This window comes from Serratia sp. AR11, assembly GCF_056376275.1.
In genome coordinates this window covers 3,994,313-4,016,787 of record NZ_CM150739.1, presented here as the reverse complement: position 1 = coordinate 4,016,787, position 22,475 = coordinate 3,994,313, and the positions used below count along the sequence as shown (strand labels likewise).

The window sequence follows — 22,475 nt, the reverse complement described above, 5'->3', positions numbered from 1 at the left end:
GCCTGCTTACATCAGCGACAGCGAGAGACATGGCACAGACTACGGTAAACCAACATCCCCGGGATCGGCTGCGTGCGCGCATCGACCGTAGCGTGCAGGCGGCCGTGACCGTCAGCGGGCTGCTGGTGCTGATGACGTTAATGCTGATCTTCGTTTACCTGCTGTTTGCGGTGCTGCCGCTGTTTAAACCGGCGGCGATGGGGCAGGCAAAGCCGTTGCCGATTAGCGCCACCGCGCCTGCGCTGGCGCTGGGTATGGATGTGCAGCAGCGTATCGGCTATCGCATTGATAAGCAGGGTGCAGGGCAGTTTTACTCCCTGACGCAGCAGGAGCCCGCCGGCACCGGCAAGCCATTAACGCAGCAGCCATTGCTGACCAAACCGGCGTTGCTGACCCAGGCGGCCGGGGAACGTGACCTGTTTGCTCTGGCGCAGGCCGATGGTCGTTTTATCATCGCCAGTGCGGATTTTGCCGCTGCGAGCACCTCTGCACCACAGTGGCTATTCCCACTGGGGCAACGACCATTGGCGCTGGATAAACAGGGGCGGCCTCTGGCATTGTTGGCACTGTCCGAAGCGCGGCACGGGCAGTATCTGCTGGCCGGGGTTACCGAAGACCGGCGTTTGGTGTTTGGCCGTTTTGGCAGCGACCAGGCGCCGCAGCTTAGCGAAAGCCCGCTGGAGAGCGCGGTACAACAGTTGGTGCTGACGCCGGACGGCCGTCAGTTGTATCTGCTGTCGGGTAACCGACTGGCGCGCTATCAAATTAACGACACTCAGTTACAGCTTAAAGAAACGCGTATTCTCGGCGATCGCACTCCTTATCAACTGACGGCCTTGCCCGGTGGCAGCGCCTTATTGATTGAAGCGGCTGATGGCAGCCTGCGTGAGTGGTTTGATGTTGAAAAAGGGCAGCGCTGGCAACTGACGCCGGTGCAGCATTTCGACCATCAGTCCGAACCACGGGATTTGCTGGTGGCTGAACCTTATCGTCGGGTGTTCGCCACACTGAGGCCCGACGGGGGCTTCTCGCTGTTTTCCAGCATTCAGCCACAGCCGTTGTTGAATGGCAGGTTGAGCACCGGGGTGCAACAGATGGCGTTTGCTCCACGTGGTGACGGCCTGCTGCTGGAAACGGCGCAGGGTTGGCAGCATTATCCGATCGATAATCCTTATCCCGATGTCACCTGGCGCTCGCTATGGCACAAGGTGTGGTATGAAAATTACCCCGAGCCCGCCTATGTTTGGCAATCCACCTCCGGTGAAGACAGCTATCAGGCCAAGTTCAGCCTGATGCCGGTCATTTTTGGCACCTTTAAGGCGGCGGCTTACGCCATGCTGTTTGCCATTCCGCTGGCATTGGCCGGGGCTATTTATACCGCCTATTTCATGTCGGCCGGGCTACGGCGGGTGATCAAGCCGGCGATTGAGGTGATGGGTGCACTGCCAACGGTGGTGATTGGGCTGGTGGCCGGTATCTGGCTGGCACCAGTGATTGAACACTATCTGCTGGCGGTGCTGTCACTGCCGCTGTTGTTGGCGGCAGTGGTGCTGGCCTGCGGCGCTCTGGTGAACAAGTTGGCACCGCGCCGCTTGCCGCCGGGCATGGATCTGCTGATCCTGCTGCCGTTGATGATACTGACCGTCTGGTTGGCGTTCAGCGTGGGGCCGTGGCTGGAGGTAAAACTGTTTGGCGAGCCGCTGCATTTTTGGCTGGGCGATGATTACGACCAGCGCAATGCGCTGGTGGTGGGGGTGGCAATGGGGTTTGCACTGGTGCCGATCATCTTCTCACTGGCGGAAGACGCCTTGTTCAGCGTGCCGGCTACCCTGAGCCAGGGATCGCTGGCGTTGGGTGCGACCCAGTGGCAAACCGTGATGCGGGTTGTCTTGCCTTCGGCCAGCGCCGGTATTTTTTCGGCACTGATGATCGGCTTTGGGCGTGCGGTGGGGGAAACCATGATTGTGCTGATGGCGACCGGCAACACGCCGGTGATCGACGGTAGCCTGTTCCAGGGCTTGCGCGCCCTGGCGGCCAATATCGCCATCGAAATGCCGGAGGCGGTGGCCGACAGCAGCCATTATCGGGTGCTGTTCCTGACCGCACTGGTGCTGTTTATTTTCACCTTTGTCTTCAACACGCTGGCGGAAGCGATCCGTCTGCGCCTGCGTGAGCGCTATACCCTGAATCAGGAGGCGCCATGAGGCTTTGGGCCAAGAGCGGCTCGCCGTGGATCTGGCTGACAGCCGGATCGGTGGCCGTCAGCCTGCTGGCGTTGATCGGCATTATGCTGCTGCTGGCCGGGCAGGGGATGCGCTATTTCTGGCCCAGCCCGGTCTACCAGTTTGAACTCAATCAGAGCGCCGCAGGATCGGTGACCATGATTGGCGAACTGTACCAACAGCAGAGCATTCCGCGCCGTCAATTGCAGGAGTCCGGGATTGCCTTGCCGCCAGGAGATGCGCAGAGTTTTGAGCGCTATCTGATCAAAGTGGGTAATCGTGACAGCGAAGGGCAGGACTTCCGTACGCTGCTGGCCGGTGACATTCTTCGCAAGAGTACGCCGCGCAATTTGCTGGTACTGGAGCGCAACAGTAATGGCACCGCTTATGGTTATCTGGCGGGCATGCTGGAGGACGGCCAGCCGTTGACCGGGCGTAATCTCAGCCAGGCGCTGTTGCAGCGTTTGCCGCAAATTGCCGCGCTTTCCCGTCAGGCGCATGATATTCAGTTCCGCGATATGGCGCGTATCAACCAACGGTTTGATGCGCTGCGCCTGCGGGAGAAAAGCCTGCAGCATGACGACAAGCTCGACGCCCGTGCGCAGGCGTCCATCAACGCTGAGAGACTGGAACTGCAACGTCAGTATCGGTTGTTGTCTGACCGACTGGAAGGCTTGAACCGCGATCGTCACCGTGATGCGCTGCTGCTGCGTGATATGCACGGCCAGGTTCATACTATTGCGCTTAGCCAGGTGCGCGATGCCTGGTATCCCAATGCGATGAATACCACCCAGAAGCTGGTGCACTGGGGCGAGCAGGTCAAGAAATTCCTTACTGACAGCCCACGTGAGGCCAATACCGAAGGCGGCGTATTCCCGGCCATTTTTGGCACGGTGTTGATGGTGATCCTGATGTCGATTGTGGTGATGCCGTTCGGCGTCATTGCCGCGGTTTATCTGCACGAGTACGCCGGTAATAATTTGCTGACACGGCTGATCCGTATTGCGGTGGTGAATCTGGCTGGCGTACCCTCGATTGTCTATGGGGTATTTGGTCTGGGCTTCTTTGTTTATATGATTGGCGGCACGCTCGATCAACTGTTCTTCCCTGAGTCGCTGCCCAACCCGACCTTTGGCACGCCGGGCGTGCTGTGGGCGGCATTGACGCTGGCGCTGCTGACCTTGCCGGTGGTGATTGTCGCCACCGAAGAAGGGTTGTCACGCATTCCTGCCTCATTGCGTCAGGGATCGCTGGCATTAGGTGCCAGCCGGGCGGAAACGCTGTGGCGCATTGTTCTGCCAATGGCAGCACCCGCGATGATGACTGGCCTGATCCTGGCGGTAGCGCGCGCCGCTGGAGAGACCGCACCGCTGATGCTGGTGGGCGTGGTGAAATCCGTGCCGGTGTTGCCGGTGGATGATATTTTCCCGTATCTGCATCTGGAGCGGAAGTTTATGCACCTGAGCTTCCAGATTTACGATATGGCCTTCCAGAGTCCGAGCGTAGAAGCCGCCCGGCCGCTGGTGTTTGCCACCGCCTTCCTGTTGGTGGCGATCGTGGTGGGGTTGAATCTGGCGGCGATGGGCATCCGACATTCGCTAAGGGAGCGGTATAAAGCATGGTCGCAGTAACAATGAAGCTATTGCTGGAGAGTGCCCAATGGGTTTGATGACGCCAGGCAGCTTGCCCCGGCTGGATGTCCAGCATCTTGATGATGAAGATACCGCGTTGGCGGTAAAGGATCTCAAGTTGTTTTATGGTGAGAAGCAGGTACTGCACGATATTTCACTGCGTATCCCGAAACACCGGGTGACGGCGCTGATCGGCCCCTCCGGCTGCGGTAAATCGACGCTGCTGCGTTGTTTCAACCGCATGAATGATTTGGTGGACAACTGCCGGATTGAAGGCGAACTACAACTTAACGGCCAGGGCATCTCGGGAACGCAGATCGACGTTGCGGCACTGAGGCGGCGGGTCGGCATGGTGTTCCAGCGCCCGAATCCCTTCCCGAAGTCGATTTATGAAAACGTGGTTTACGGCCTGCGGCTGCAGGGCGTGCGCGATCGACGCATCCTGGATGAGGCGGTGGAACGTTCGCTGCGTGCCGCGGCGCTGTGGCACGAGGTAAAAGACCGGCTGCGCGAGAACGCGTTTCGCCTTTCCAGCGGCCAACAGCAAAGGTTGGTGATTGCGCGGGCGATTGCCATCGAACCGGAAGTGCTGCTGCTCGATGAACCGACCTCGGCGCTGGATCCGATCTCTACGCTAACCATCGAAGAGCTGATTTCCGCGCTAAAACAGCACTACAGCGTGGTGCTGGTGACGCATAACATGCAGCAGGCGGCGAGAGTATCCGATTACACGGCGTTTATTCATCAGGGCCGATTGGTGGAATACAACGATACCGACGATATCTTTACCTCGCCGCGCCAGCGCCGTACCGAGGATTATATTACCGGGCGCTATGGTTAAGGGAGTTAGCGCTTTCTGCCGGTGAAATAACCTCCAGGCCTTAATTCAGTTGAAAACCCGCTTTCGCGGGTTTTTTGCTTACTTCACCAGAGGTTTATCGCTGGCAGCGGTTTTGAATTTTGCCATGTACTGCGGCTGGAAGATGCACATGCGCAGCACGGTGCGGTATTCACCGTTAACGAAGAATTCGTCAATCAGCTCACCTTCTACCTCGAAGCCCAGCTTGCTGTAAATGTGGATCGCCTTCGGGTTCTCTTTGTCGACGATCAGGTACAGCTTGTACAGGTTCAGCACCGAGAAACCGTAATCCATCGCCAGCTTGGCGGCGATAGTGGCGTAACCTTTACCCTGATGAGTCGGATCAATAATGATCTGGAATTCCGCGCGGCGGTGGATGTGGTCGATCTCCACCAGTTCCACCAGCCCGACTTTGGCGCCCTGGTGTTCGATAATAAAGCGGCGTTCGCTCTGGTCGTGGATGTGCTTGTCGTACAGGTCGGAAAGCTCAACAAAGGCTTCGTAAGGTTCTTCGAACCAATAGCGCATCACGCTGGCGTTGTTGTCCATCTGGTGGACGAACGTCAAATCATCCCGTTCCAGTGGGCGTAGCTTGACGTTGGTAGGGCTGGACATGGGGGTTCCTTATGTCGTGGAGGGTACCAATGATAATACTGCACAATACATTATGGTCAGGATGAAGGCCTGAGTCGCGTATTTTTTCGTAAACAAAGCCGTTATACTGCCTGAAATATAGACAACTCAGAGAGGACGTATTCCATGGCGATAAAACCTCCACTTTCTACCTTGCCGGTGCTGGGTTCGGCCGAACAAACAGAGAGCTACGATCGGTGGTATCGGGCCAAGGTTGAATCAGCCATTAACAGTGAGCAGCCAAGAATTCCGCACGAACAGGTGATGACTGAACTGCAAGCTCGTTTAGCAGCAAAGAAAAAATTGCGCAAAATGGGATGATCAATGCGGATAGAATGGAGCAGTGAAGCTCAGGAAGAGCTATGGAGCATTATTGATTATATCGATGACAGAAATCCGCAGGCGGCGCGAAGATTGCATCGCAAAATCGAGGCGGTAGTCCTTTCTCTGCCGTTAAACCCCTTAATGCATCGTTTGGGTAGGGTAGATAATACGCGTGAAATTGTCGTCCATCCCAACTACCTGATTGTTTATAGAATCATCGGGCATATAGAAGTTCTTAGTGTTATTCACGCCAAGCGGGAATATCCGTGAATAAAAAACCCCGGCTGAAAGCCAGGGTTTGAAGAAACTCAAGATGCATTTTAGTCCGCCGCATGCCCTTGTTCGGGCAGGCGCTTGCCATCGAGCCAGGCCGCGTCATCACGCATCGCCAACCGACCTTCGACAAACCAGTTCACCACCAGCGGGTAAATCAGGTGTTCCTGTGTTTGCACTCGCTCGACTACCTCATCCTCCTCGTCACCGGGGAAGATCGGCACCTTGGCTTGCAAAATCACTGGGCCGCCGTCGAGCTGTTCGGTCACGAAGTGCACCGAGGTGCCGTGTTCGCTGTCACCGTTGTCGATGGCTTGCCGGTGGGTGTGCAACCCAGGGTATTTTGGTAGCAGGGAAGGGTGAATGTTCAGCATGCGTCCGGCAAAGTGCTGCACGAACTGCGGGCTGAGAATACGCATATAACCCGCCAGCACCACCAAATCCGGTTGATACTGGTCAATGGCTTCTGCCAGCGCGACGTCAAACGCCGCACGGTCGGCATAGGCCTTGGCATCCAGCGCATGGGCGGCAATGTCTGCCGCTTGCGCACGTTGCAGGCCATAAGCCTGCGCCCGGTTGCTGAATACCGCCACAATTTCGGCGGCAATCCGGCCCTGCTGGCAGGCATCAATCAGCGCCTGGAGATTACTCCCCTGGCCGGAGACCAACACCACGATCTTTTTCATCAGTTGATGACCACTTGTTGTTCGTCAGAAGAAGCGGTCAGTTTACCGATCTTCCACGCTTTTTCACCGGCTGCGGTCAACAATGCGATGGCGGATTCAACCGATTCTTCCGGCAGAGCGATCACCATGCCCACGCCACAGTTAAAGGTGCGGTACATTTCGTGACGGCTGACGTTACCGGTTTGCTGCAGCCAGTTGAAGACGGCCGGCCACTGCCAGCTGGATTCGTCGATCACCGCCTGCATGCCTTCCGGCAGTACGCGTGGGATGTTTTCCCAGAAGCCGCCGCCGGTCAGGTGAGCGATAGCGTGCACGTCGATTTTTTCGATCAGCTCCAGCACGGATTTCACATAAATTTTGGTTGGTGCCAGCAGATGGTCAGCCAGTGGTTGGCCTTCCAGAACTGTAGTGGTTGGGTCGGTGTTGCTGACTTCCAGAATTTTGCGCACCAGCGAGTAGCCGTTGGAGTGCGGGCCGGAAGCGCCGAGGGCGATCAGGGCATCGCCGGACTGCACCTTGCTGCCGTCGATGATTTCGGATTTCTCGACCACGCCGACGCAAAAGCCGGCCACGTCGTAATCTTCGCCATGATACATGCCTGGCATTTCGGCGGTTTCACCGCCCACCAGCGCACAACCGGACTGCTTACAGCCCTCGGCGATACCGGTGATCACGCTGGCCGCGGTGTCCACGTCCAGCTTGCCGGTCGCGAAGTAATCCAGGAAGAACAGCGGCTCAGCGCCCTGTACCACCAAATCGTTCACACACATTGCAACCAGATCGATGCCGATGGTGTCGTGTCGTTTCAGGTCCATCGCCAGACGCAGCTTGGTGCCTACGCCGTCGGTACCGGAAACCAGTATCGGCTCGCGGTATTTCTGCGGCAACGCACACAGGGCGCCAAAACCGCCCAGACCACCCATGACTTCAGGGCGGCGGGTCTGTTTAACTACACCTTTGATGCGGTCTACCAATGCATTGCCAGCATCGATATCGACACCTGCGTCTTTATAGCTGAGAGAGGTTTTGTCGGTCACTGCGCGATCCCCACGACGGTTTGCGGTTTGAAAACTGTGCATCCGGCATTGATTCCGGACTAAGGCGCGGCAATTCTAACAGCGCAGGCAAACGTTTGCGAGTGGCTTGTGAACCAGCTCCGATTTTTCGTCATCTATACTGTTATTCAATCTTTTGTTGATCCCGATCGGGCTATTGTGGGTGGCGCAGTCGGCAAAAGGAGGTATAATCCGGCGATTTTTTTGGCCGTCAACCACCTTAATAGGAGAAAAATGATGAAGATCGTTGAGGTGAAACACCCGCTGGTGAAACACAAGCTTGGTCTGATGCGTGAAAATGACATCAGCACCAAACGCTTCCGTGAGCTGGCTTCGGAAGTGGGTAGTTTGCTGACCTATGAAGCGACCGCCGATCTGGAAACGGAGAAAGTGACCATCGATGGCTGGTGTGGTCCGGTTGAAATTGACCAGATTAAAGGGAAAAAAATTACCGTCGTACCTATCCTGCGTGCCGGTCTGGGCATGATGGAAGGAGTATTGGAAAACGTTCCTAGCGCGCGCATCAGCGTAGTGGGCGTTTACCGTGACGAAGAAACCCTGGAGCCGGTACCTTATTTCCAAAAGCTGGTTTCCAACATCGAAGAGCGTCTGGCGCTGGTGGTTGACCCGATGCTGGCGACCGGTGGCTCGATGATCGCCACTATCGATCTGCTGAAGAAAGCCGGCTGCAACAGCATCAAGGTGCTGGTACTGGTCGCGGCACCGGAAGGTATCGCTGCGCTGGAGAAAGCGCACCCGGACGTCGAACTCTACACCGCTTCTATCGATCAATGCCTGAATGACAAGGGCTACATCGTGCCGGGCCTGGGTGATGCGGGCGATAAGATATTTGGTACCAAATAAAAATTGAAGCCGACGATGAGTCGGCTTTTTTTTGACCGGAAAATAATTAGAGGAAAAACCCCATGACACGTCGCGTCATCGGCGTCAGTGAACGCCCGCCGCTACTGCAGACCATTCCGCTCAGCTTCCAGCATCTGTTCGCCATGTTTGGTGCAACCGTGCTGGTGCCAATCCTGTTCAAGATTAACCCGGCGACGGTGTTGCTGTTTAACGGCATCGGCACGCTGCTGTATCTGTTTATCTGCAAGGGCAAGATCCCAGCCTATCTCGGTTCCAGCTTTGCCTTTATCTCCCCGGTACTGTTGCTGCTGCCATTGGGTTATGAAGTGGCGTTGGGCGGGTTTATCATGTGTGGGGTGCTGTTCTGCCTGGTGGGGCTGCTGGTCAAAAAAGCCGGTACCGGCTGGCTGGACGTGATATTCCCGCCGGCGGCGATGGGGGCGATTGTCGCGGTTATAGGTCTGGAATTGGCGGGCGTGGCGGCCAATATGGCGGGCCTGCTGCCAGCCGACGGCGTCAGCGCGGATACCACGACCGTAACCATTTCCCTGGTGACGCTGGGCGTGACGATCCTCGGCTCAGTGCTGTTCCGCGGTTTTCTGGCAATTATCCCGATATTGATTGGCGTGCTGGTGGGCTATGCGCTGTCGTTCTTTATGGGCGTGGTGGATTTAACCCCGATCCGCGAAGCGCACTGGTTTGCACTGCCGACTTTCTACACGCCACGTTTTGAATGGTTTGCCATCTTTACCATCCTGCCCGCGGCGCTGGTGGTGATCGCCGAGCACGTCGGCCATCTGGTGGTGACGGCCAATATCGTGAAAAAAGACCTGCTGCGTGACCCTGGTTTGCACCGTTCCATGTTTGCCAACGGCATCTCGACGGTCATCTCCGGCTTCTTCGGATCAACGCCCAACACCACCTACGGTGAGAATATCGGCGTGATGGCCATCACCAAGGTTTACAGCACCTGGGTGATTGGTGGCGCGGCGGTTCTGGCGATCCTGCTATCCTGCGTTGGTAAGTTGGCGGCGGCCATTCAGGCGGTGCCAGTGCCGGTAATGGGCGGTGTATCTCTGCTGCTGTACGGGGTGATCGGCGCGTCCGGTATTCGCGTGCTGATTGAATCCAAGGTGGATTACAACAAGGCACAGAACCTGATCCTGACTTCGGTGATCCTGATTATCGGCGTCAGCGGGGCCAAGGTGCATATCGGAGCCGCCGAGCTGAAAGGTATGGCGTTGGCGACCATTGTTGGCATCGGTCTCAGCCTGCTGTTTAAGGTGATCAGCCTGTACCGCAAGGAAGAGGTCGTGCTCGAAGAGCCGGATGAAACCACCGAACAGAAAAAATGAATAAAAAACGGGCAGCCCATGAGCTGCCCGTTTTATTAATGTGCCAGGAATTAGCTGCGGATTTTACGGTAAACAAACAGCACCACGATGGCACCAATCACTGCCACCACGAAGCTGCCGAAGTTGAAACCGTCCACTCTGCCGTAGCCAAAGAAGGTGCTGATATAGCCCCCAACCACGGCGCCGACAATACCCAACACTATGGTCAGGATAAAACCGCCACCGTCTTTGCCCGGCATGATCCACTTGGCTAAAATACCGGCGATCAGGCCGAAGATGATCCAGGAAATAATTCCCATTGACTGCTCCTTTCTTTGATATCAACTAATTATTGTTGTGTCGCCGGCTGAGTACTGTTTGCTCCTGCAGCGTCGGCATCACTTTTTAATTCTTCTGCTTTATTCTCAGCGCTATTTTTAATCGCTTCGGTTTTCGCTTTCGCCTGTTCGGTCAGGTCGTTGGCACCATTAATGGCGTCGTTCTTAATGGCTTTGGCCTGATCGACCAACTGCTGGCTTTGTTTGCTGGCGTCGTCTTTGATGGCATCAGCCTTGGCTTTGGCATCATTGGTGATGGCATCCGCCTGCTTGCTGGCATCGTCTTTAATCGCCGAGGCCTTGTCTTTAAGCTGGTCCGCCTGAGTGGTAGCCTCTTTCTTGATGTCCTTGGCCACGGCTGCGGCTTTATCAGTCAGATCGTCCGCTTTTTTCTGGGCGGCGTCTTTCATTTGCTCTGCGCTGTCTTTGGCTTTTTCAAGATTGGCGTCGACCTTGGATGAGTCATCACAACCGGCAAGCACTAGCCCAATGAGTGAAGCCAAAAGCACTTTATTCCATACTTTCATCGTCTATATCCTTGTAGAAACCTTGTTTATGGTAACTGCGTTTCGCCTTTCTATACTAGGATAAGTCTTGGATAAAATACAAATTTTACCCATGCCCCCTTGGGGAACTTGGCTTTCCCAGGCGCCTTTGCTCACTATTACGGCATAAAATCCTGCCGGTTCAACAGAGCCAGCTTTCTGTGGTAGACTTACCGCGTTTTCCTGCCAGTTTTGGTTGAGGTGCTTTTCTGAATACGCCGGCACAGCTTTCACTGCCACTTTATCTTCCCGATGATGAAACTTTTGCCAGTTTTTATCCGGGGGAGAACCCATCCCTATTGAGCGCGATCCAGTCTGCCGTTCGTCAGGAACATGGCAGCTATATCTATTTCTGGTCACGCGAGGGCGGTGGGCGCAGCCACCTGTTGCATGCGTCCTGCGCGGAGCTTTCGCTGCGTGGCGAGGCCGTAGGCTATGTGCCACTGGATAAGCGAGCCTATTTCGTGCCTGAAGTATTGGATGGCATGGAGCAGCTGGCCCTGGTGTGTATCGATAATATCGAATGCATTGCCGGTGACGAAGAGTGGGAAATGGCCATCTTCAATCTCTACAACCGCATTCTGGAAACCGGCCGTACGCGCCTGTTTATTACCGGCGATCGCCCGCCACGCCAATTGAATCTCCATTTGCCCGATCTGGCTTCACGCCTGGACTGGGGGCAAATCTACAAGTTACAGCCGCTTTCGGATGAAGAGAAACTGCTGGCGCTGCAACTGCGTGGCAAACTGCGCGGTTTTGAATTACCGGAGGACGTGGGGCGTTTCCTGCTCAAACGCCTGGATCGCGAAATGCGCACGTTGTTTATGACGCTGGATCAACTCGATCACGCCTCTATCACCGCCCAGCGCAAGCTGACCATCCCGTTTGTAAAAGAGATCCTGGGGCTATAACAGCTTCACTTCGAAAATTTTGGGCACCATAATCAGTGCCTACTATCACGTTTACAGAATTTCCAGCACCTGCTCCGGCGGTCGGCCGATACGCGCCTTGTTGCCGTTAACCACAATAGGGCGTTCGATCAGCTTCGGATTCGCCACCATGGCCGCTAACAACTGGGCTTCGCTCAGGCTTTCATCCGCCAGTTTCAATTCCTTGTACAGATCTTCTTTTTTGCGCATCAGCTCGCGTGCCGAGGTGAAACCCAGTTCCTTCAACAGTTTTTTCAACTGATCCAGTGACGGCGGCGTCTCCAGGTACAGCACCACTTCAGGGGTTACGCCATGCTGTTCCAGCAGCGCCAGGGTTTCGCGGCTCTTGGAGCAGCGCGGGTTGTGGTAAATAGTGACGTTTTTCAATTAACTCATCCTTTTCAAAATCAGCTGCGCTGGTACTGGCGGAAACGCTCCTGCAATTGGCGCAACTGGTCGATGCGCGCATCATAGCGCGCCTGTTTCAGACTGCCGAGTTTTTGCAATGAACTGGCATTGCTGAGCAGGCCTATGGCCTGATCGAGACGGCCGGTTAGCGCCAGGCTTTCAGCGCGGGCGGAAAGTTCTTCATCGCGCAATCCCTGCGCGGCGCTGGCCTGGGCCAGCAGATCCCAGGCATTGGGATCGTCAGGGTGGGCGAAGGTATAACGGTTAAGAATTTTGGATGCCTGAGCCGGCTGGTTGCCTTCAACATAGGCGTTAGCCAGGTTGAGCTGCAGCACCGGATTGTTGCTTTGGGCCGCATTGGCGGCCTGCAGACGTGCGATGGCCTGCGGCGCACGTTTCTGACCGAGGTCGATGTCGGTCATCAGGTCGAGCAGCCAGACGTTTTTTGGATCTTGCGTCAGAAGTGGCTGAATGATGTTACGGGCGTCGTCATATTTCTTCGCCTCATAGAACAAAATGGCGCGGCCATACTTGGCGGCGGCCTGCTCACGGATATTGCCTTTGCTGTAGGTATCGAGCAGTTCTTCGCGCAGCCCGTAACCTTCGGAGCTGTACATCCCCAGAGAACGCACTTTGGCCATCAGGTAATCCTGGGTGGACTGCACCAGATGCTTGGGCATCTGGTTGGCGCGGTTGCGTGCGTCAGACAGGCGGCTGTCAGGTAATGGGTGGGTCAGCAGCATTTCCGGCGGTTTAGACGCGTAGCGCGACTGGTCAGACAGTTTTTGCAAGAAGTCAGGCATGGCTTCCGGATCAAATCCGGCACGTTGCAATACCTGAATGCCGATGCGGTCGGCTTCCTGTTCGTTCGACTGGGTAAAACTGATCATGCCCTGTTGGGTACCGGCCAGGGTACCGCTGAGCGCCGCCATGCCCATGGTAGGGTTGGCCATCGCCAGCAGGATTGAACCGAGGGCACCGACCCAGGTCAGCGGGGCATTGCGTTGCTGGTCTTCCATCGCCCGCGCCAGGTGGCGTTGGGTCACGTGCGAGATTTCATGCGCCAGCACCGAAGCCAGCTGGCTTTCGTTGTCGGTTTCGCGGAACAGGGCAGAGTGCAGCACTACGTTGCCGCCGAAGAAGGCGAAGGCGTTGATTTCGTCGTTACGCACCAGATAGAAATGGAATGGCGTACGCACCGAATAGGCGCTTGCCACCAGCCGGTTGCCCAACTGGTTAATATATTGAGTCAGCAACGGGTCATTGATCAGCGGTGCGCTGGCGCGAAGCTGACGCACGTAAAAATCCCCCATGGCCATTTCCTGGCCAATGCTTAGGGTACCGCCCGCAGAGGTGCCCATATCCGGCAGTTGATCCTGGGTTTCCGCCAGCACCGGCGCCGTGGCGTTGAGCGTGCCAAGCAACAGTACTGCAATCGCTGTTTTGGTCAACCGGGTGGTCATAGTCAGGCGTTTCCCTTAAATAGTCATTTCTAAGACGTCAGCATCACCTAAGAGTTCTTGTTCCCTGCCGGACTCGCCAAAACAATCAGTGCGAAAGCGTGTTGGCTCACAAAAATGCACGCGTTGCGGCGGCCAGTTGGCAGTTAACATCATAGTCAGCCGGATGCGACAATGAAACTTCTGTTCGGCAATATTCGACCAGAAATGCTTTATTTTTCATTTCTCAATATTGCCATTCGGGTCATCAGATTAAACGAAGACAATGTTTGTCCGTGTTTTAATTGACAGGATAAACGTGGACTAATATAGTCTGTGTTATTGAATTCATAGGTGCACCTCAAATCCAATATGGCTTACATCACTACCAGCGTTGAATATGGCATTCACTGCCTGCTTTGGTTAGTCGGCGACAATCAGCGCGCGCTCAGCAGCCGTGAACTTGCTGAACTGCAGGGGATCTCACCGAGTTTTCTGGCCAAAATTTTCCCCAAGCTGGAGAAAGCGGGGATCGTCGCCGCGAGCGAAGGCGTACGCGGCGGCTATCGGTTGGCCCGTCCGGCCGATGAGATCACTTTCCTGGAGATCATCGATGCCATTGAAGGGCACAAGCCGTTGTTCGATTGCCAGGAAGTGCGCGGCCGTTGCGCGGTGTTTGACGACAACCCACCCGACTGGGCGCTGTCCGGCAAGTGTGCGATCCATGCAGTGATGCTGCAGGCCGAAAAGGCCATGCGCGATGCACTGGCGGTACAAACTCTGGGGGCCGTCGCCACCCGCTTCGGGCGCAAGGCGCCAGAGGGTTTCTTTGGTGAGGTTAACCTGTGGATGGATGAACGCATGAGCGAACGTACCACCCGCAGCGGCAAATCGGCCCGCACCAAGCCTAAATAACGTCTCAGCAGTTTCTCTGATTCTTTTTCCCGCCTGTGTGCCACAGGCGGTAGCCCTTCTGCGCCCTTTTAACAGGCAGCGGAACGGCGCCACTCGCCTGGAAAATAGTACGGGCATCTGATTAAACCTGTAGGAAGGAGTTATTCCATGACGCAAAAAATAGTGATCGCCGGTTCTGGTTTTGCTGGTTTTTGGGCTGCAGTTTCCGCCATGCGAGCGATAGCGCAGGCCGGTAAGGAAGGGGAGATCGAAGTCACGATGGTTTCGCCGACGCCGAATGTCACCATTCGTCCACGCTTGTATGAAGCGGTGCTGGAGAACATGAGCCCGGATATCTCGGCACAGCTCGCCGCTATTGGCGTTCGCCATTTGGCCGGTTTGGTTGAGCAGATAGACAGCGAAAACCAGACTCTGGGGGTAACCAGTGCCGAGGGGCAAAAGCTCCAACTGGATTATGACCGTTTGGTTCTGGCGACCGGCAGCCAGCTTTCTGTTCCACCGGTTGCCGGTTTCGCCGAGCATGGGTTCAATGTGGATACGCTGCAAAGCGCGCAACGACTGGATGCGCATTTGAAGGCATTGGCTGCACAACCGGAAACGCCGGCGCGTAACACCGTGGTGGTGGTCGGTGGTGGGCTAACCGGGCTGGAAAGCGCCGCCGAAATGCCAATGCGCCTGCGTGCCATTCTGGGTAGCGAAGCGAACATCCGCGTGGTGATTGTTGATACTGCGGCGGAAGTGGGGGCGGGTATGGGGGCCGAACCTGGCGTGGTGATCCGACAAGCATTGGAAGAATGCGGCGTTGAGCCACGGGCCGGGATGCGCGTGACGGCGATCGATGCTGACAGCGTAACGCTGTCGAGCGGTGAGCGTATTGCAGCCAACACGGTGATATTGGCTGCCGGTGTACGGGCAAATCCTTTGGTCGCTCAAATTCCGGGTGAGCGCGACGGCTCTGGCCGCATTGTCGGCGATGCCTTCTTGCATGCGCCGGCGGCGGCTGGCGTTTTTGTTACCGGAGATACGGTCAAGGCAGCGACCGACGCGTTGGGCAACCATAATCTGATGACCTGCCAGCATGCGATGAGCCTGGGACGCGTTGCCGGGCACAATGCCGCAGCGGAACTGGTTGGACTGCCGCTGCACCCTTATAGCCAACCCAAGTATGTGACTTGCCTCGATCTCGGTGCCTGGGGTGCGCTTTACACCGAAGGCTGGGATCGTCAGGTGCTATTCACACGTGCAGAGGGCAAAAAGATCAAACAGGAAATCAACACCCAGTGGATTTACCCACCGGCAGCGGATCGCGATGCTTTGTTTGCCGTCGCCAATCCAGATTTTGTGATTGTGCCTTAAGGCTTGAGTCTTAAGTCTCCAACGGGAGCGGAAACGCTCCCGTTGTTATTTCCCCAGGGGTAAAAAAGAGCGCTCCGGCACCACGGTTTTCATCACCAGCGTGGAGCTGAGGCGCTGAACACCGGGCAGGGCAGAGAGCTTCTCGTCATACAGCTGCTGGAAAGCGGGCAGATCGCGGGAGATCACATGCAGCAGGTAGTCTGGGTCACCGAACAGCCTTTGCGCCTGAACCACCTGAGGAATATCGGTCATCGCATCCTCAAAGGCGGCGACGGCATGGCGATCGCCTTCTCTCATGGTGACGAAAACCAATGCGGAAAAGTTAAACCCCAGGCTGGTGGGTTCAAGCTGGGCGCGATAGCCCCTGATCACCCCTGATTCTTCCAGAGCCTTCACCCGGCGGTGGCAGGGCGAAACGCTAAGCCCGACACGTTCGGCCAGTTCGGTGACAGAAAGTCGCCCATCCGTTTGTAGTTCGGCAAGAATTTTGCGGTCTATCTTATCCATTTAGAAAAATTTCCCCGAATTTGTGGTTTTCAGGCAAGTCATTGGCAGCACATTTTAACGCCCTAAAGATATTCTTTCCAATAATTAAGCGGCCGGGGCCGATCGCACTCAACGCGATTTGCAGGCCCTATGATGAGGAAAGTCAGGTGAAAATACGTATAACAGAACAATCTCGGCAGTGGGGCAATCTGTCATGACGCTGGCCATTTTTGCCGCCTTCTGGGCCGTTTCGATTCTGTTTGTCATCACGCCGGGCATGGATTGGGCATACGTGATATCGGCGGGTATACGCGGCAGGGTGGTAGTACCGGCAGTCGCCGGATTACTGTTTGGGCATCTGCTGGCGATTGTGGTAGTGGCGGCCGGTGTCGGCGTGTTGGTTGCCGGTAACCCGCTGATCCTGACGGGGCTTACCGTCGTGGGTGCAACCTACCTGCTGTGGATAGGTATCAATCTGTTGCTGAATCCTCCGGTCCCCAGTTCCGCCGAGAAACAGAGCTCAGATTCATGGATGCGCTGGGCAGGCAAAGGAATTTGCATCAGTGGCATGAATCCAAAGGTCTTTTTGTTATTTCTGGCCCTGTTGCCGCAATTCACCGATCCACATGCCCTGTGGTCGATTCCGACGCAGATCCTGGCACTCGGCCTGCTGCATCTGGTCAGTTGTGGGCTGGTTTATCTGCTGGTGGGTTATGGTTCGCAGTCAGTATTACAGACGCGCCCGCAGGCGGCGCGGGTTGTCAGCCGTATTTCCGGTATCGCGATGACCCTCATCGCCGTTGTCTTGTTAGCCGAGCAGGCGCTTAAATGAGGGCGAATATTTAGAATGATTCGACAGTGATAGCTGGATGGCAAATGGCCGGCATGGTACAACGATACGCTTGAACCCCGGTTAATACCGGGGGAGTAATAAGTTAAAAAATATCCCACCACAGGAACCGCAATGCCTGCCAGTCAAACCTCTAGGAGCACTCTCTGATGCTGGAGATGTTATTACAGTGGTACCGTCGTCGTTTTACCGATCCGCAGGCCATCGCGCTATTGGTGATCCTGGTTGTCGGCTTCCTCATCCTCTATTTTCTGCATGGCATTCTGACCCCACTGTTGGTGGCGATAGTGCTGGCGTACCTGCTGGAGTGGCCGACCGCACGCCTGCAACGTATCGGTTGTTCGCGTAACTGGGCGGCGAGCATGGTGATGATCATGTTTGCCGGCATCGCAATGCTGCTGGTGTTTGTGGTGGCGCCGACTGCGTGGCAGCAGGGCATTAACCTGATGACCGATCTGCCGGGGATGCTCAATCAGTTCTATAACTTTGCCGCGACGCTGCCGAAGCGTTACCCGGCGCTGGTGGATGCCGGCATCATCGATATGATGGCGGAAAACCTGCGTGGACGTCTGTCGGGCATGGGCGAGTCGGTAGTGAAATTCTCACTGGCCTCTCTGGTCGGGCTGCTGACCCTGGCGATTTACCTGATCCTGGTGCCGATGATGATGTTCTTCCTGCTGAAGGACAAAGAGCAGATGCTCAACGCGGTACGCCGTGTGTTGCCGCGTAATCGCGGGCTGGCCGGACAGGTATGGATCGAGATGAATCAGCAGATCACCAACTATATTCGCGGCAAGGTGCTGGAGATGGTGATTGTCGGCGTCGCGACCTATCTGGTGTTCGTGGTGCTGGATATGCGCTATTCGCTGCTGCTGGCGGTGTTGGTCGGTTTCTCGGTGCTGATCCCCTATATCGGTGCGGTGCTGGTGACCATTCCGGTGGTGGTAGTGGCGATGTTCCAGTGGGGTGTCGGTGCCGACTTCTGGACGCTGATCGTTGCCTATCTGGTGGTGCAGGGGCTGGATGGGAATCTGCTGGTGCCGATTCTGTTCTCTGAGGCAGTTAATCTGCATCCGCTGGTGATCATTTTGTCGGTGATTATTTTCGGCGGATTGTGGGGGTTCTGGGGCGTGTTCTTCGCTATCCCGTTGGCGACCCTGGTGAAGGCGGTGATCCACGCCTGGCCGGACGAACTGCGGGTGGAAACGGAAGCGGAATAAGCGGGAAAACCGAAGCGCAGCAGGATCAGGTCGCTGCGCTTCGGTTCAATTATTGCTGCAGATAGCTCAGAACGATGTCGTGATGATTGGTGGTCTTGAAATCATCAAACACTTTTTCAACCTTGCCTTTGCCGTCGAGCAGGAAGCTGATGCGGTGAATACCATCATAGGTTTTACCCATAAAGGTTTTCTCACCCCAAACGCCGAACTGCTGCGCTACCTGGTGATCCTCATCAGATAACAACGTGAAGTTTAACAACTCTTTCTCGGCAAAACGCGACAGCTTCTCTGGTTTATCCGTGCTGATGCCCAGAACTTCGACACCTGCTTTTTTCAGTTCATCCATGTTATCCCGCAAACCGCAGGCCTGTACGGTACAGCCCGGCGTCATCGCCTTGGGATAAAAATAAACCAGTACTCGTTGTCCCTGGAAGTCGGCCAGATTAATTTCCTCACCGTCCTGGTCAGGCAAACTAAAGTTTGGCGCTGTGTCACCGGCTTTCAATGGGGTCATCACTACTCTCCATCTTTCTCATCATGCTGTGGATAGTTCACAACGCTAATACTGCCTTGTGCTTTCAATTCTGTACATAGGCGATGAAAGGCTTGCTCAATATTTGATGCATCGGCGTTGCCAGGGCTGTGTGCGGTGATCTGGATATGAAGCTGGGGCGGCAGGTCGCTTTCTGCCGGTTGGGTGCGCGACACCAGCTCGGCAATGTTCATCTGGCTGGAGTGGAACAGATCGGTAAAACGCTCAATGATGTGCGGGGAGTCCTTGACCTCAACCTGCACCCACACCGTAGCCGGCATCGGCGGCCTCTCGTGCGAGTTGGTGCGCTTCATCACAATCAGCAGTTCCAGCTCCGCCCCTTTTTGCGGCAGGGTAGATTCAATCAGGGTAATGGCGTTCCAGCTACCGGAAAGCAGCATGATGAACGTGAACTCCTCACCCAGCATGGCCAGACGGCTATCTTCGATATTGCATCCGCAACTGCTGACGTGGCGGGTGATGGCATTGACGATCCCGGGGCGGTCGGTACCGAGCGCGGTAATCACGAGATAGTGTTCATCTGGCTTAGGCAAAATGGGGCTTCCTGTCGTGCACAATGGGGTTACCATGGTAAACATAAAAAAAACCGCCTGCCAAGCGCTTACAACACCGTTGTTTGCTTGCTTTTGGATAGGCAGCAAAAGTACCATGAGTGACTTGTTTGTGGAGGGGACGGCCAATGTTTACGGGAAGTATAGTTGCACTGGTTACGCCGATGGACGACACAGGTGCTGTCGATCGCGCGAGCCTAAAAAAATTGATTGATTATCATGTAGCCAGTGGAACTGCGGCCATCGTTTCCGTAGGGACTACCGGCGAGTCTGCAACGCTTGCCCATGACGAGCACGTTGACGTGGTATTGCAGACGCTGGAACTGGCCGCAGGCCGCATTCCGGTGATCGCCGGTACCGGCGCCAACGCCACCGCCGAAGCCATTTCGCTGACCCAGCGCTTCGAAAATAGCGGCGTAGTGGGTTGCCTGACGGTCACGCCTTACTACAATAAACCGACTCAGGAAGGGCTGTATCAGCACTTCAAGGCCATTGCCGAAAGCACCGCACTGCCACAAATCCTCTATAACGTGCCTTCTCGCACCGGGTGTGACATGCTGCCGCCGACGATTGCGCGCCTGGCAAAAATCAAGAATATTGTTGCTGTTAAAGAGGCAACAGGGAACTTAAGTCGTGTAAGTCAGATCCAAGTGCTGGTTGATGATGAAGATTTCATTTTGCTGAGCGGCGATGACGCCAGCGGTCTGGATTTCATGCAACTGGGTGGCAAGGGCGTGATTTCCGTGACGGCCAACGTGGCCGCACGTGAAATGGCGCAACTTTGCGCGCTGGCAGCACAGGGCAACTTTGCTGAGGCACGCCGCTTAAATCAACGCTTGATGCCGTTGCATCAGGATTTGTTCGTAGAAGCAAACCCAATTCCGGTGAAATGGGCCTGTAAGGCATTGGGATTGATGGCAACCGATACGATGCGTCTGCCTATGACGCCGTTGACCGACGCTGCCCGTCCGGTAGTGGAACGCGCGTTGAAAAGCGCCGGTTTGCTGTAACTCTAAGGGAAATTTGATGGTTTATTCATTGCAAAAGTCGACGGTAGCAAAAGTCGTGGGTATTTCGCTGGTTATGATGCTGGTCGGTTGTACCACCGACCAACGCTACAAACGCCAGGTTAGCGGCGATGAGTCTTACCTCGACGCGTCGGTGCTCAAGCCACTGAACGCACCCGCAGGTATGATCCTGCCGGTGCAAAGCGGTAATTATGATGTTCCGGCCACCACGCTGAAAGGCGGCGTCGGCAAGCAACTGGATATTCGTCCGCCGGTACAGCCACTGGCATTGCTGAGCGGTTCACGCGCGCAATATGCCGGCGACAGCGGTACGTTGCTGCTTGAAAACAGCCCGCAGAACCAGAACCTGTGGTCACGCGTTACCAGCATGCTGCAAACGAAAAACATTGCGATCGCCTCACGTCAGGACGCTACTCAGACCCTGACTACCGACTGGGTGAAGTGGAACCGTCTGGATGAAGACAACCAGTACGAAGGCCGCTACCAGATCAGCGTACAGCAGCAGGGTTACCAGCAGGCGCTGGTAGTGAAAACCGTCGGCCTGCAGCAGCAGGGTAAAACCGATCAGGTGACCGACCCGTCTGAAGTTCAGCGCTACAACGGCATGATGATGAACACCATCGTCGAAGGCCTGGACAAGCAGGACAACCTGGCGAGCAACCAGTCGGCCAACCGTTTCGGCGCGCTGGACGTGCAGAGCGGCGCGGATGATACCGGCCTGCCAATGTTGGTCGTGCGTGGTCCGTACACCGTAGTGTGGGATCGCCTGCCGGCGGCGTTGGAAAAACTGGGGATGAAAGTGGGTGACCGCAGCCGTCCGCAGGGTACCGTTGCCGTGACCTACAAATCCCTGAGCAGCAGCGACTGGGATGCGTTGGGCGTCAAGGATCCTGAACTGAAAGAAGGCGATTACAAACTGCAGGTCGGTGACTTGAACAACCGCTCCAGCCTGCAATTTATCGATCCTAAAGGGAAGCCATTAACCCAGTCGCAAAACGACGGCTTGGTTGCGGCATTCCAGTCAGCATTCAGTAAAACCAGCGTTAAATAACGGAGAAGGGGCTACGGCCCCTTTTTTCTTTGTTCAATACGGTATCGTTTGCGTCACGGATTTGGCACAATAGACCCCATCATCCTTGCAGCGTTTTTAAATAATTCTTTTATTGGAGTAAGTCAGATGCAAAAGCTAGCTGAGCTGTATCGCGGAAAGGCAAAAACCGTCTACACCACTGAAAATCCTGATCTGCTGGTGTTGGAATTCCGCAATGATACGTCAGCACTGGATGGTCAGCGCATTGAGCAATTTGATCGCAAAGGTATGGTAAACAACAAGTTCAACCATTTCATCATGAGCAAACTGGAAGAAGCCGGCATCCCGACGCAAATGGAACGCCTGCTGTCAGACAACGAAGTTCTGGTGAAGAAGTTGGACATGGTGCCGGTAGAGTGCGTGATCCGCAACCGTGCTGCCGGTTCACTGGTGAAGCGTTTGGGCATTGAAGAAGGCCTGGTACTGAACCCACCGCTGTTTGACCTGTTCCTGAAAAACGATGAAATGCACGATCCCATGGTCAACGAATCCTACTGCGAAACCTTTGGTTGGGTGAACAAACAGCACCTGGCACGCATGCGTGAGCTGAGCTACCAGGCGAACGACGTGTTGAGCAAGCTGTTTGACGACGCAGGCCTGATCCTGGTCGACTTCAAGCTGGAGTTCGGCTTGTTCAACGGCGAAGTGGTACTGGGCGATGAATTCTCGCCGGATGGTAGCCGCCTGTGGGACAAAAACACCCTGGACAAGATGGACAAGGACCGCTTCCGTCAGAGCCTGGGTGGCCTGATCGAAGCCTACGAAGAAGTGGCTCGCCGCATCGGCGTCAAACTCGACTAAGCCCTTTTCCGCTATACGGGGCCGTTTGGCCCCGTCATTTCCCTGACTTTCCCCGCCGTCTGTTCCTTCTGTCTGCATTTCCAGA

At 55.6% G+C, this 22,475-nt stretch carries 25 protein-coding genes; 15 read left to right on the top strand and 10 right to left on the bottom strand.

What is annotated here, in order from left to right; translation table 11 throughout:
• The first annotated feature begins 29 nt into the window (after positions 1–29).
• The 3 genes from ACSOSI_RS18915 to pstB are packed head-to-tail and all read left to right on the top strand — an operon-like array spanning position 30 to position 4,694.
• Positions 30–2,204 (top strand): ABC transporter permease subunit, encoded by a 2,175-nt coding sequence (locus tag ACSOSI_RS18915; RefSeq protein ID WP_476705942.1) that lies wholly within the window; start codon positions 30–32, stop codon positions 2,202–2,204.
• Positions 2,201–3,853, top strand: coding sequence for a phosphate ABC transporter permease PstA (gene pstA, locus ACSOSI_RS18910; RefSeq protein WP_115184052.1), 1,653 nt, complete (start codon positions 2,201–2,203; stop codon positions 3,851–3,853). The genes ACSOSI_RS18915 and pstA overlap by 4 nt, the downstream gene beginning before the upstream one ends.
• 28 nt (positions 3,854–3,881) lie before the next feature.
• A complete protein-coding gene (gene pstB / locus ACSOSI_RS18905) occupies positions 3,882–4,694 on the top strand; it encodes a phosphate ABC transporter ATP-binding protein PstB (protein WP_012146247.1) in 813 nt (270 codons plus the stop codon).
• A gap of 78 nt (positions 4,695–4,772) precedes the next feature.
• On the opposite strand, the gene speG is transcribed toward pstB, so the two are convergent.
• Positions 4,773–5,327, bottom strand: coding sequence for a spermidine N1-acetyltransferase (gene speG, locus ACSOSI_RS18900; protein WP_012146239.1), 555 nt, complete (start codon positions 5,325–5,327; stop codon positions 4,773–4,775).
• 144 nt (positions 5,328–5,471) lie between these two features.
• On the opposite strand from speG, the gene relB reads away from it, so the two are divergent.
• On the top strand, positions 5,472–5,666 hold the full coding sequence (gene relB, locus ACSOSI_RS18895; protein WP_012146238.1) for a type II toxin-antitoxin system RelB family antitoxin: 195 nt from the start codon (positions 5,472–5,474) through the stop codon (positions 5,664–5,666).
• A gap of 3 nt (positions 5,667–5,669) precedes the next feature.
• Complete coding sequence (locus tag ACSOSI_RS18890; protein WP_476705941.1) at positions 5,670–5,939, top strand: type II toxin-antitoxin system RelE/ParE family toxin; 270 nt, start codon at positions 5,670–5,672, stop codon at positions 5,937–5,939.
• Between the two features lie 50 nt (positions 5,940–5,989).
• Here ACSOSI_RS18890 and purN read toward each other — a convergent pair whose 3' ends face one another.
• Both purN and purM read right to left on the bottom strand, forming a co-directional pair.
• A complete protein-coding gene (gene purN, locus ACSOSI_RS18885) occupies positions 5,990–6,628 on the bottom strand; it encodes a phosphoribosylglycinamide formyltransferase (protein WP_017893633.1) in 639 nt (212 codons plus the stop codon).
• A complete protein-coding gene (gene purM / locus ACSOSI_RS18880) occupies positions 6,628–7,665 on the bottom strand; it encodes a phosphoribosylformylglycinamidine cyclo-ligase (protein WP_115184932.1) in 1,038 nt (345 codons plus the stop codon). The genes purN and purM overlap by 1 nt, the downstream gene beginning before the upstream one ends.
• A gap of 255 nt (positions 7,666–7,920) precedes the next feature.
• Between purM and upp the strand changes: the two genes are divergently transcribed.
• Positions 7,921–8,547, top strand: a complete 627-nt coding sequence (gene upp, locus ACSOSI_RS18875) for a uracil phosphoribosyltransferase (protein ID WP_017893631.1) — start codon at positions 7,921–7,923, stop codon at positions 8,545–8,547.
• Between the two features lie 62 nt (positions 8,548–8,609).
• Positions 8,610–9,902, top strand: coding sequence for a uracil permease (gene uraA / locus ACSOSI_RS18870; protein WP_112362991.1), 1,293 nt, complete (start codon positions 8,610–8,612; stop codon positions 9,900–9,902).
• Between the two features lie 50 nt (positions 9,903–9,952).
• On the opposite strand, the gene ACSOSI_RS18865 is transcribed toward uraA, so the two are convergent.
• Both ACSOSI_RS18865 and ACSOSI_RS18860 read right to left on the bottom strand, forming a co-directional pair.
• Complete coding sequence (locus ACSOSI_RS18865; protein ID WP_006316897.1) at positions 9,953–10,201, bottom strand: GlsB/YeaQ/YmgE family stress response membrane protein; 249 nt, start codon at positions 10,199–10,201, stop codon at positions 9,953–9,955.
• Positions 10,202–10,230: 29 nt separating this feature from the next.
• On the bottom strand, positions 10,231–10,746 hold the full coding sequence (locus tag ACSOSI_RS18860; protein WP_012146232.1) for a hypothetical protein: 516 nt from the start codon (positions 10,744–10,746) through the stop codon (positions 10,231–10,233).
• A gap of 227 nt (positions 10,747–10,973) precedes the next feature.
• Between ACSOSI_RS18860 and hda the strand changes: the two genes are divergently transcribed.
• The gene (hda, locus tag ACSOSI_RS18855) at positions 10,974–11,675 is read left to right on the top strand and encodes a DnaA inactivator Hda (RefSeq protein WP_026142482.1); all 702 of its coding nucleotides are present in this window, start codon (positions 10,974–10,976) and stop codon (positions 11,673–11,675) included.
• A 51-nt stretch (positions 11,676–11,726) separates the two neighbouring features.
• Here hda and arsC read toward each other — a convergent pair whose 3' ends face one another.
• Both arsC and bepA read right to left on the bottom strand, forming a co-directional pair.
• The gene (gene arsC, locus ACSOSI_RS18850; protein WP_476705940.1) at positions 11,727–12,080 is read right to left on the bottom strand and encodes an arsenate reductase (glutaredoxin); all 354 of its coding nucleotides are present in this window, start codon (positions 12,078–12,080) and stop codon (positions 11,727–11,729) included.
• A gap of 20 nt (positions 12,081–12,100) precedes the next feature.
• Complete coding sequence (bepA, locus tag ACSOSI_RS18845; RefSeq protein ID WP_012146229.1) at positions 12,101–13,564, bottom strand: beta-barrel assembly-enhancing protease; 1,464 nt, start codon at positions 13,562–13,564, stop codon at positions 12,101–12,103.
• Between the two features lie 348 nt (positions 13,565–13,912).
• Between bepA and ACSOSI_RS18840 the strand changes: the two genes are divergently transcribed.
• The gene (locus ACSOSI_RS18840; RefSeq protein WP_017893627.1) at positions 13,913–14,455 is read left to right on the top strand and encodes an RrF2 family transcriptional regulator; all 543 of its coding nucleotides are present in this window, start codon (positions 13,913–13,915) and stop codon (positions 14,453–14,455) included.
• A 147-nt stretch (positions 14,456–14,602) separates the two neighbouring features.
• Positions 14,603–15,811, top strand: a complete 1,209-nt coding sequence (locus ACSOSI_RS18835) for an NAD(P)/FAD-dependent oxidoreductase (RefSeq protein ID WP_476705939.1) — start codon at positions 14,603–14,605, stop codon at positions 15,809–15,811.
• Between the two features lie 45 nt (positions 15,812–15,856).
• On the opposite strand, the gene ACSOSI_RS18830 is transcribed toward ACSOSI_RS18835, so the two are convergent.
• Entirely contained in the window at positions 15,857–16,318 is a 462-nt protein-coding gene (locus tag ACSOSI_RS18830; protein ID WP_017893625.1) for an Lrp/AsnC family transcriptional regulator, read from the bottom strand.
• 193 nt (positions 16,319–16,511) lie between these two features.
• Here ACSOSI_RS18830 and ACSOSI_RS18825 point away from each other — a divergent pair, with 193 nt between their 5' ends.
• Both ACSOSI_RS18825 and ACSOSI_RS18820 read left to right on the top strand, forming a co-directional pair.
• Positions 16,512–17,129 (top strand): LysE family translocator, encoded by a 618-nt coding sequence (locus tag ACSOSI_RS18825; RefSeq protein ID WP_135345086.1) that lies wholly within the window; start codon positions 16,512–16,514, stop codon positions 17,127–17,129.
• Positions 17,130–17,296: 167 nt separating this feature from the next.
• Complete coding sequence (locus ACSOSI_RS18820) at positions 17,297–18,367, top strand: AI-2E family transporter (RefSeq protein ID WP_017893624.1); 1,071 nt, start codon at positions 17,297–17,299, stop codon at positions 18,365–18,367.
• Positions 18,368–18,416: 49 nt separating this feature from the next.
• Here the strand turns inward: ACSOSI_RS18820 and bcp are convergent, their stop codons facing one another.
• Both bcp and ACSOSI_RS18810 read right to left on the bottom strand, forming a co-directional pair.
• Positions 18,417–18,881: a thioredoxin-dependent thiol peroxidase gene (bcp, locus tag ACSOSI_RS18815; RefSeq protein WP_012146223.1), complete on the bottom strand. Its 465-nt coding sequence runs from the start codon at positions 18,879–18,881 to the stop codon at positions 18,417–18,419.
• 2 nt (positions 18,882–18,883) lie between these two features.
• Positions 18,884–19,489, bottom strand: coding sequence for a glycine cleavage system transcriptional repressor (locus tag ACSOSI_RS18810; RefSeq protein ID WP_197724626.1), 606 nt, complete (start codon positions 19,487–19,489; stop codon positions 18,884–18,886).
• A gap of 110 nt (positions 19,490–19,599) precedes the next feature.
• Here ACSOSI_RS18810 and dapA point away from each other — a divergent pair, with 110 nt between their 5' ends.
• From dapA to purC, 3 genes are all read left to right on the top strand, one after another.
• Entirely contained in the window at positions 19,600–20,481 is an 882-nt protein-coding gene (dapA, locus tag ACSOSI_RS18805) for a 4-hydroxy-tetrahydrodipicolinate synthase (RefSeq protein WP_012146221.1), read from the top strand.
• 16 nt (positions 20,482–20,497) lie between these two features.
• Entirely contained in the window at positions 20,498–21,550 is a 1,053-nt protein-coding gene (gene bamC / locus ACSOSI_RS18800) for an outer membrane protein assembly factor BamC (protein ID WP_017893621.1), read from the top strand.
• Positions 21,551–21,676: 126 nt separating this feature from the next.
• Complete coding sequence (gene purC / locus ACSOSI_RS18795; RefSeq protein WP_012146219.1) at positions 21,677–22,390, top strand: phosphoribosylaminoimidazolesuccinocarboxamide synthase; 714 nt, start codon at positions 21,677–21,679, stop codon at positions 22,388–22,390.
• Positions 22,391–22,475 lie beyond the last annotated feature (85 nt).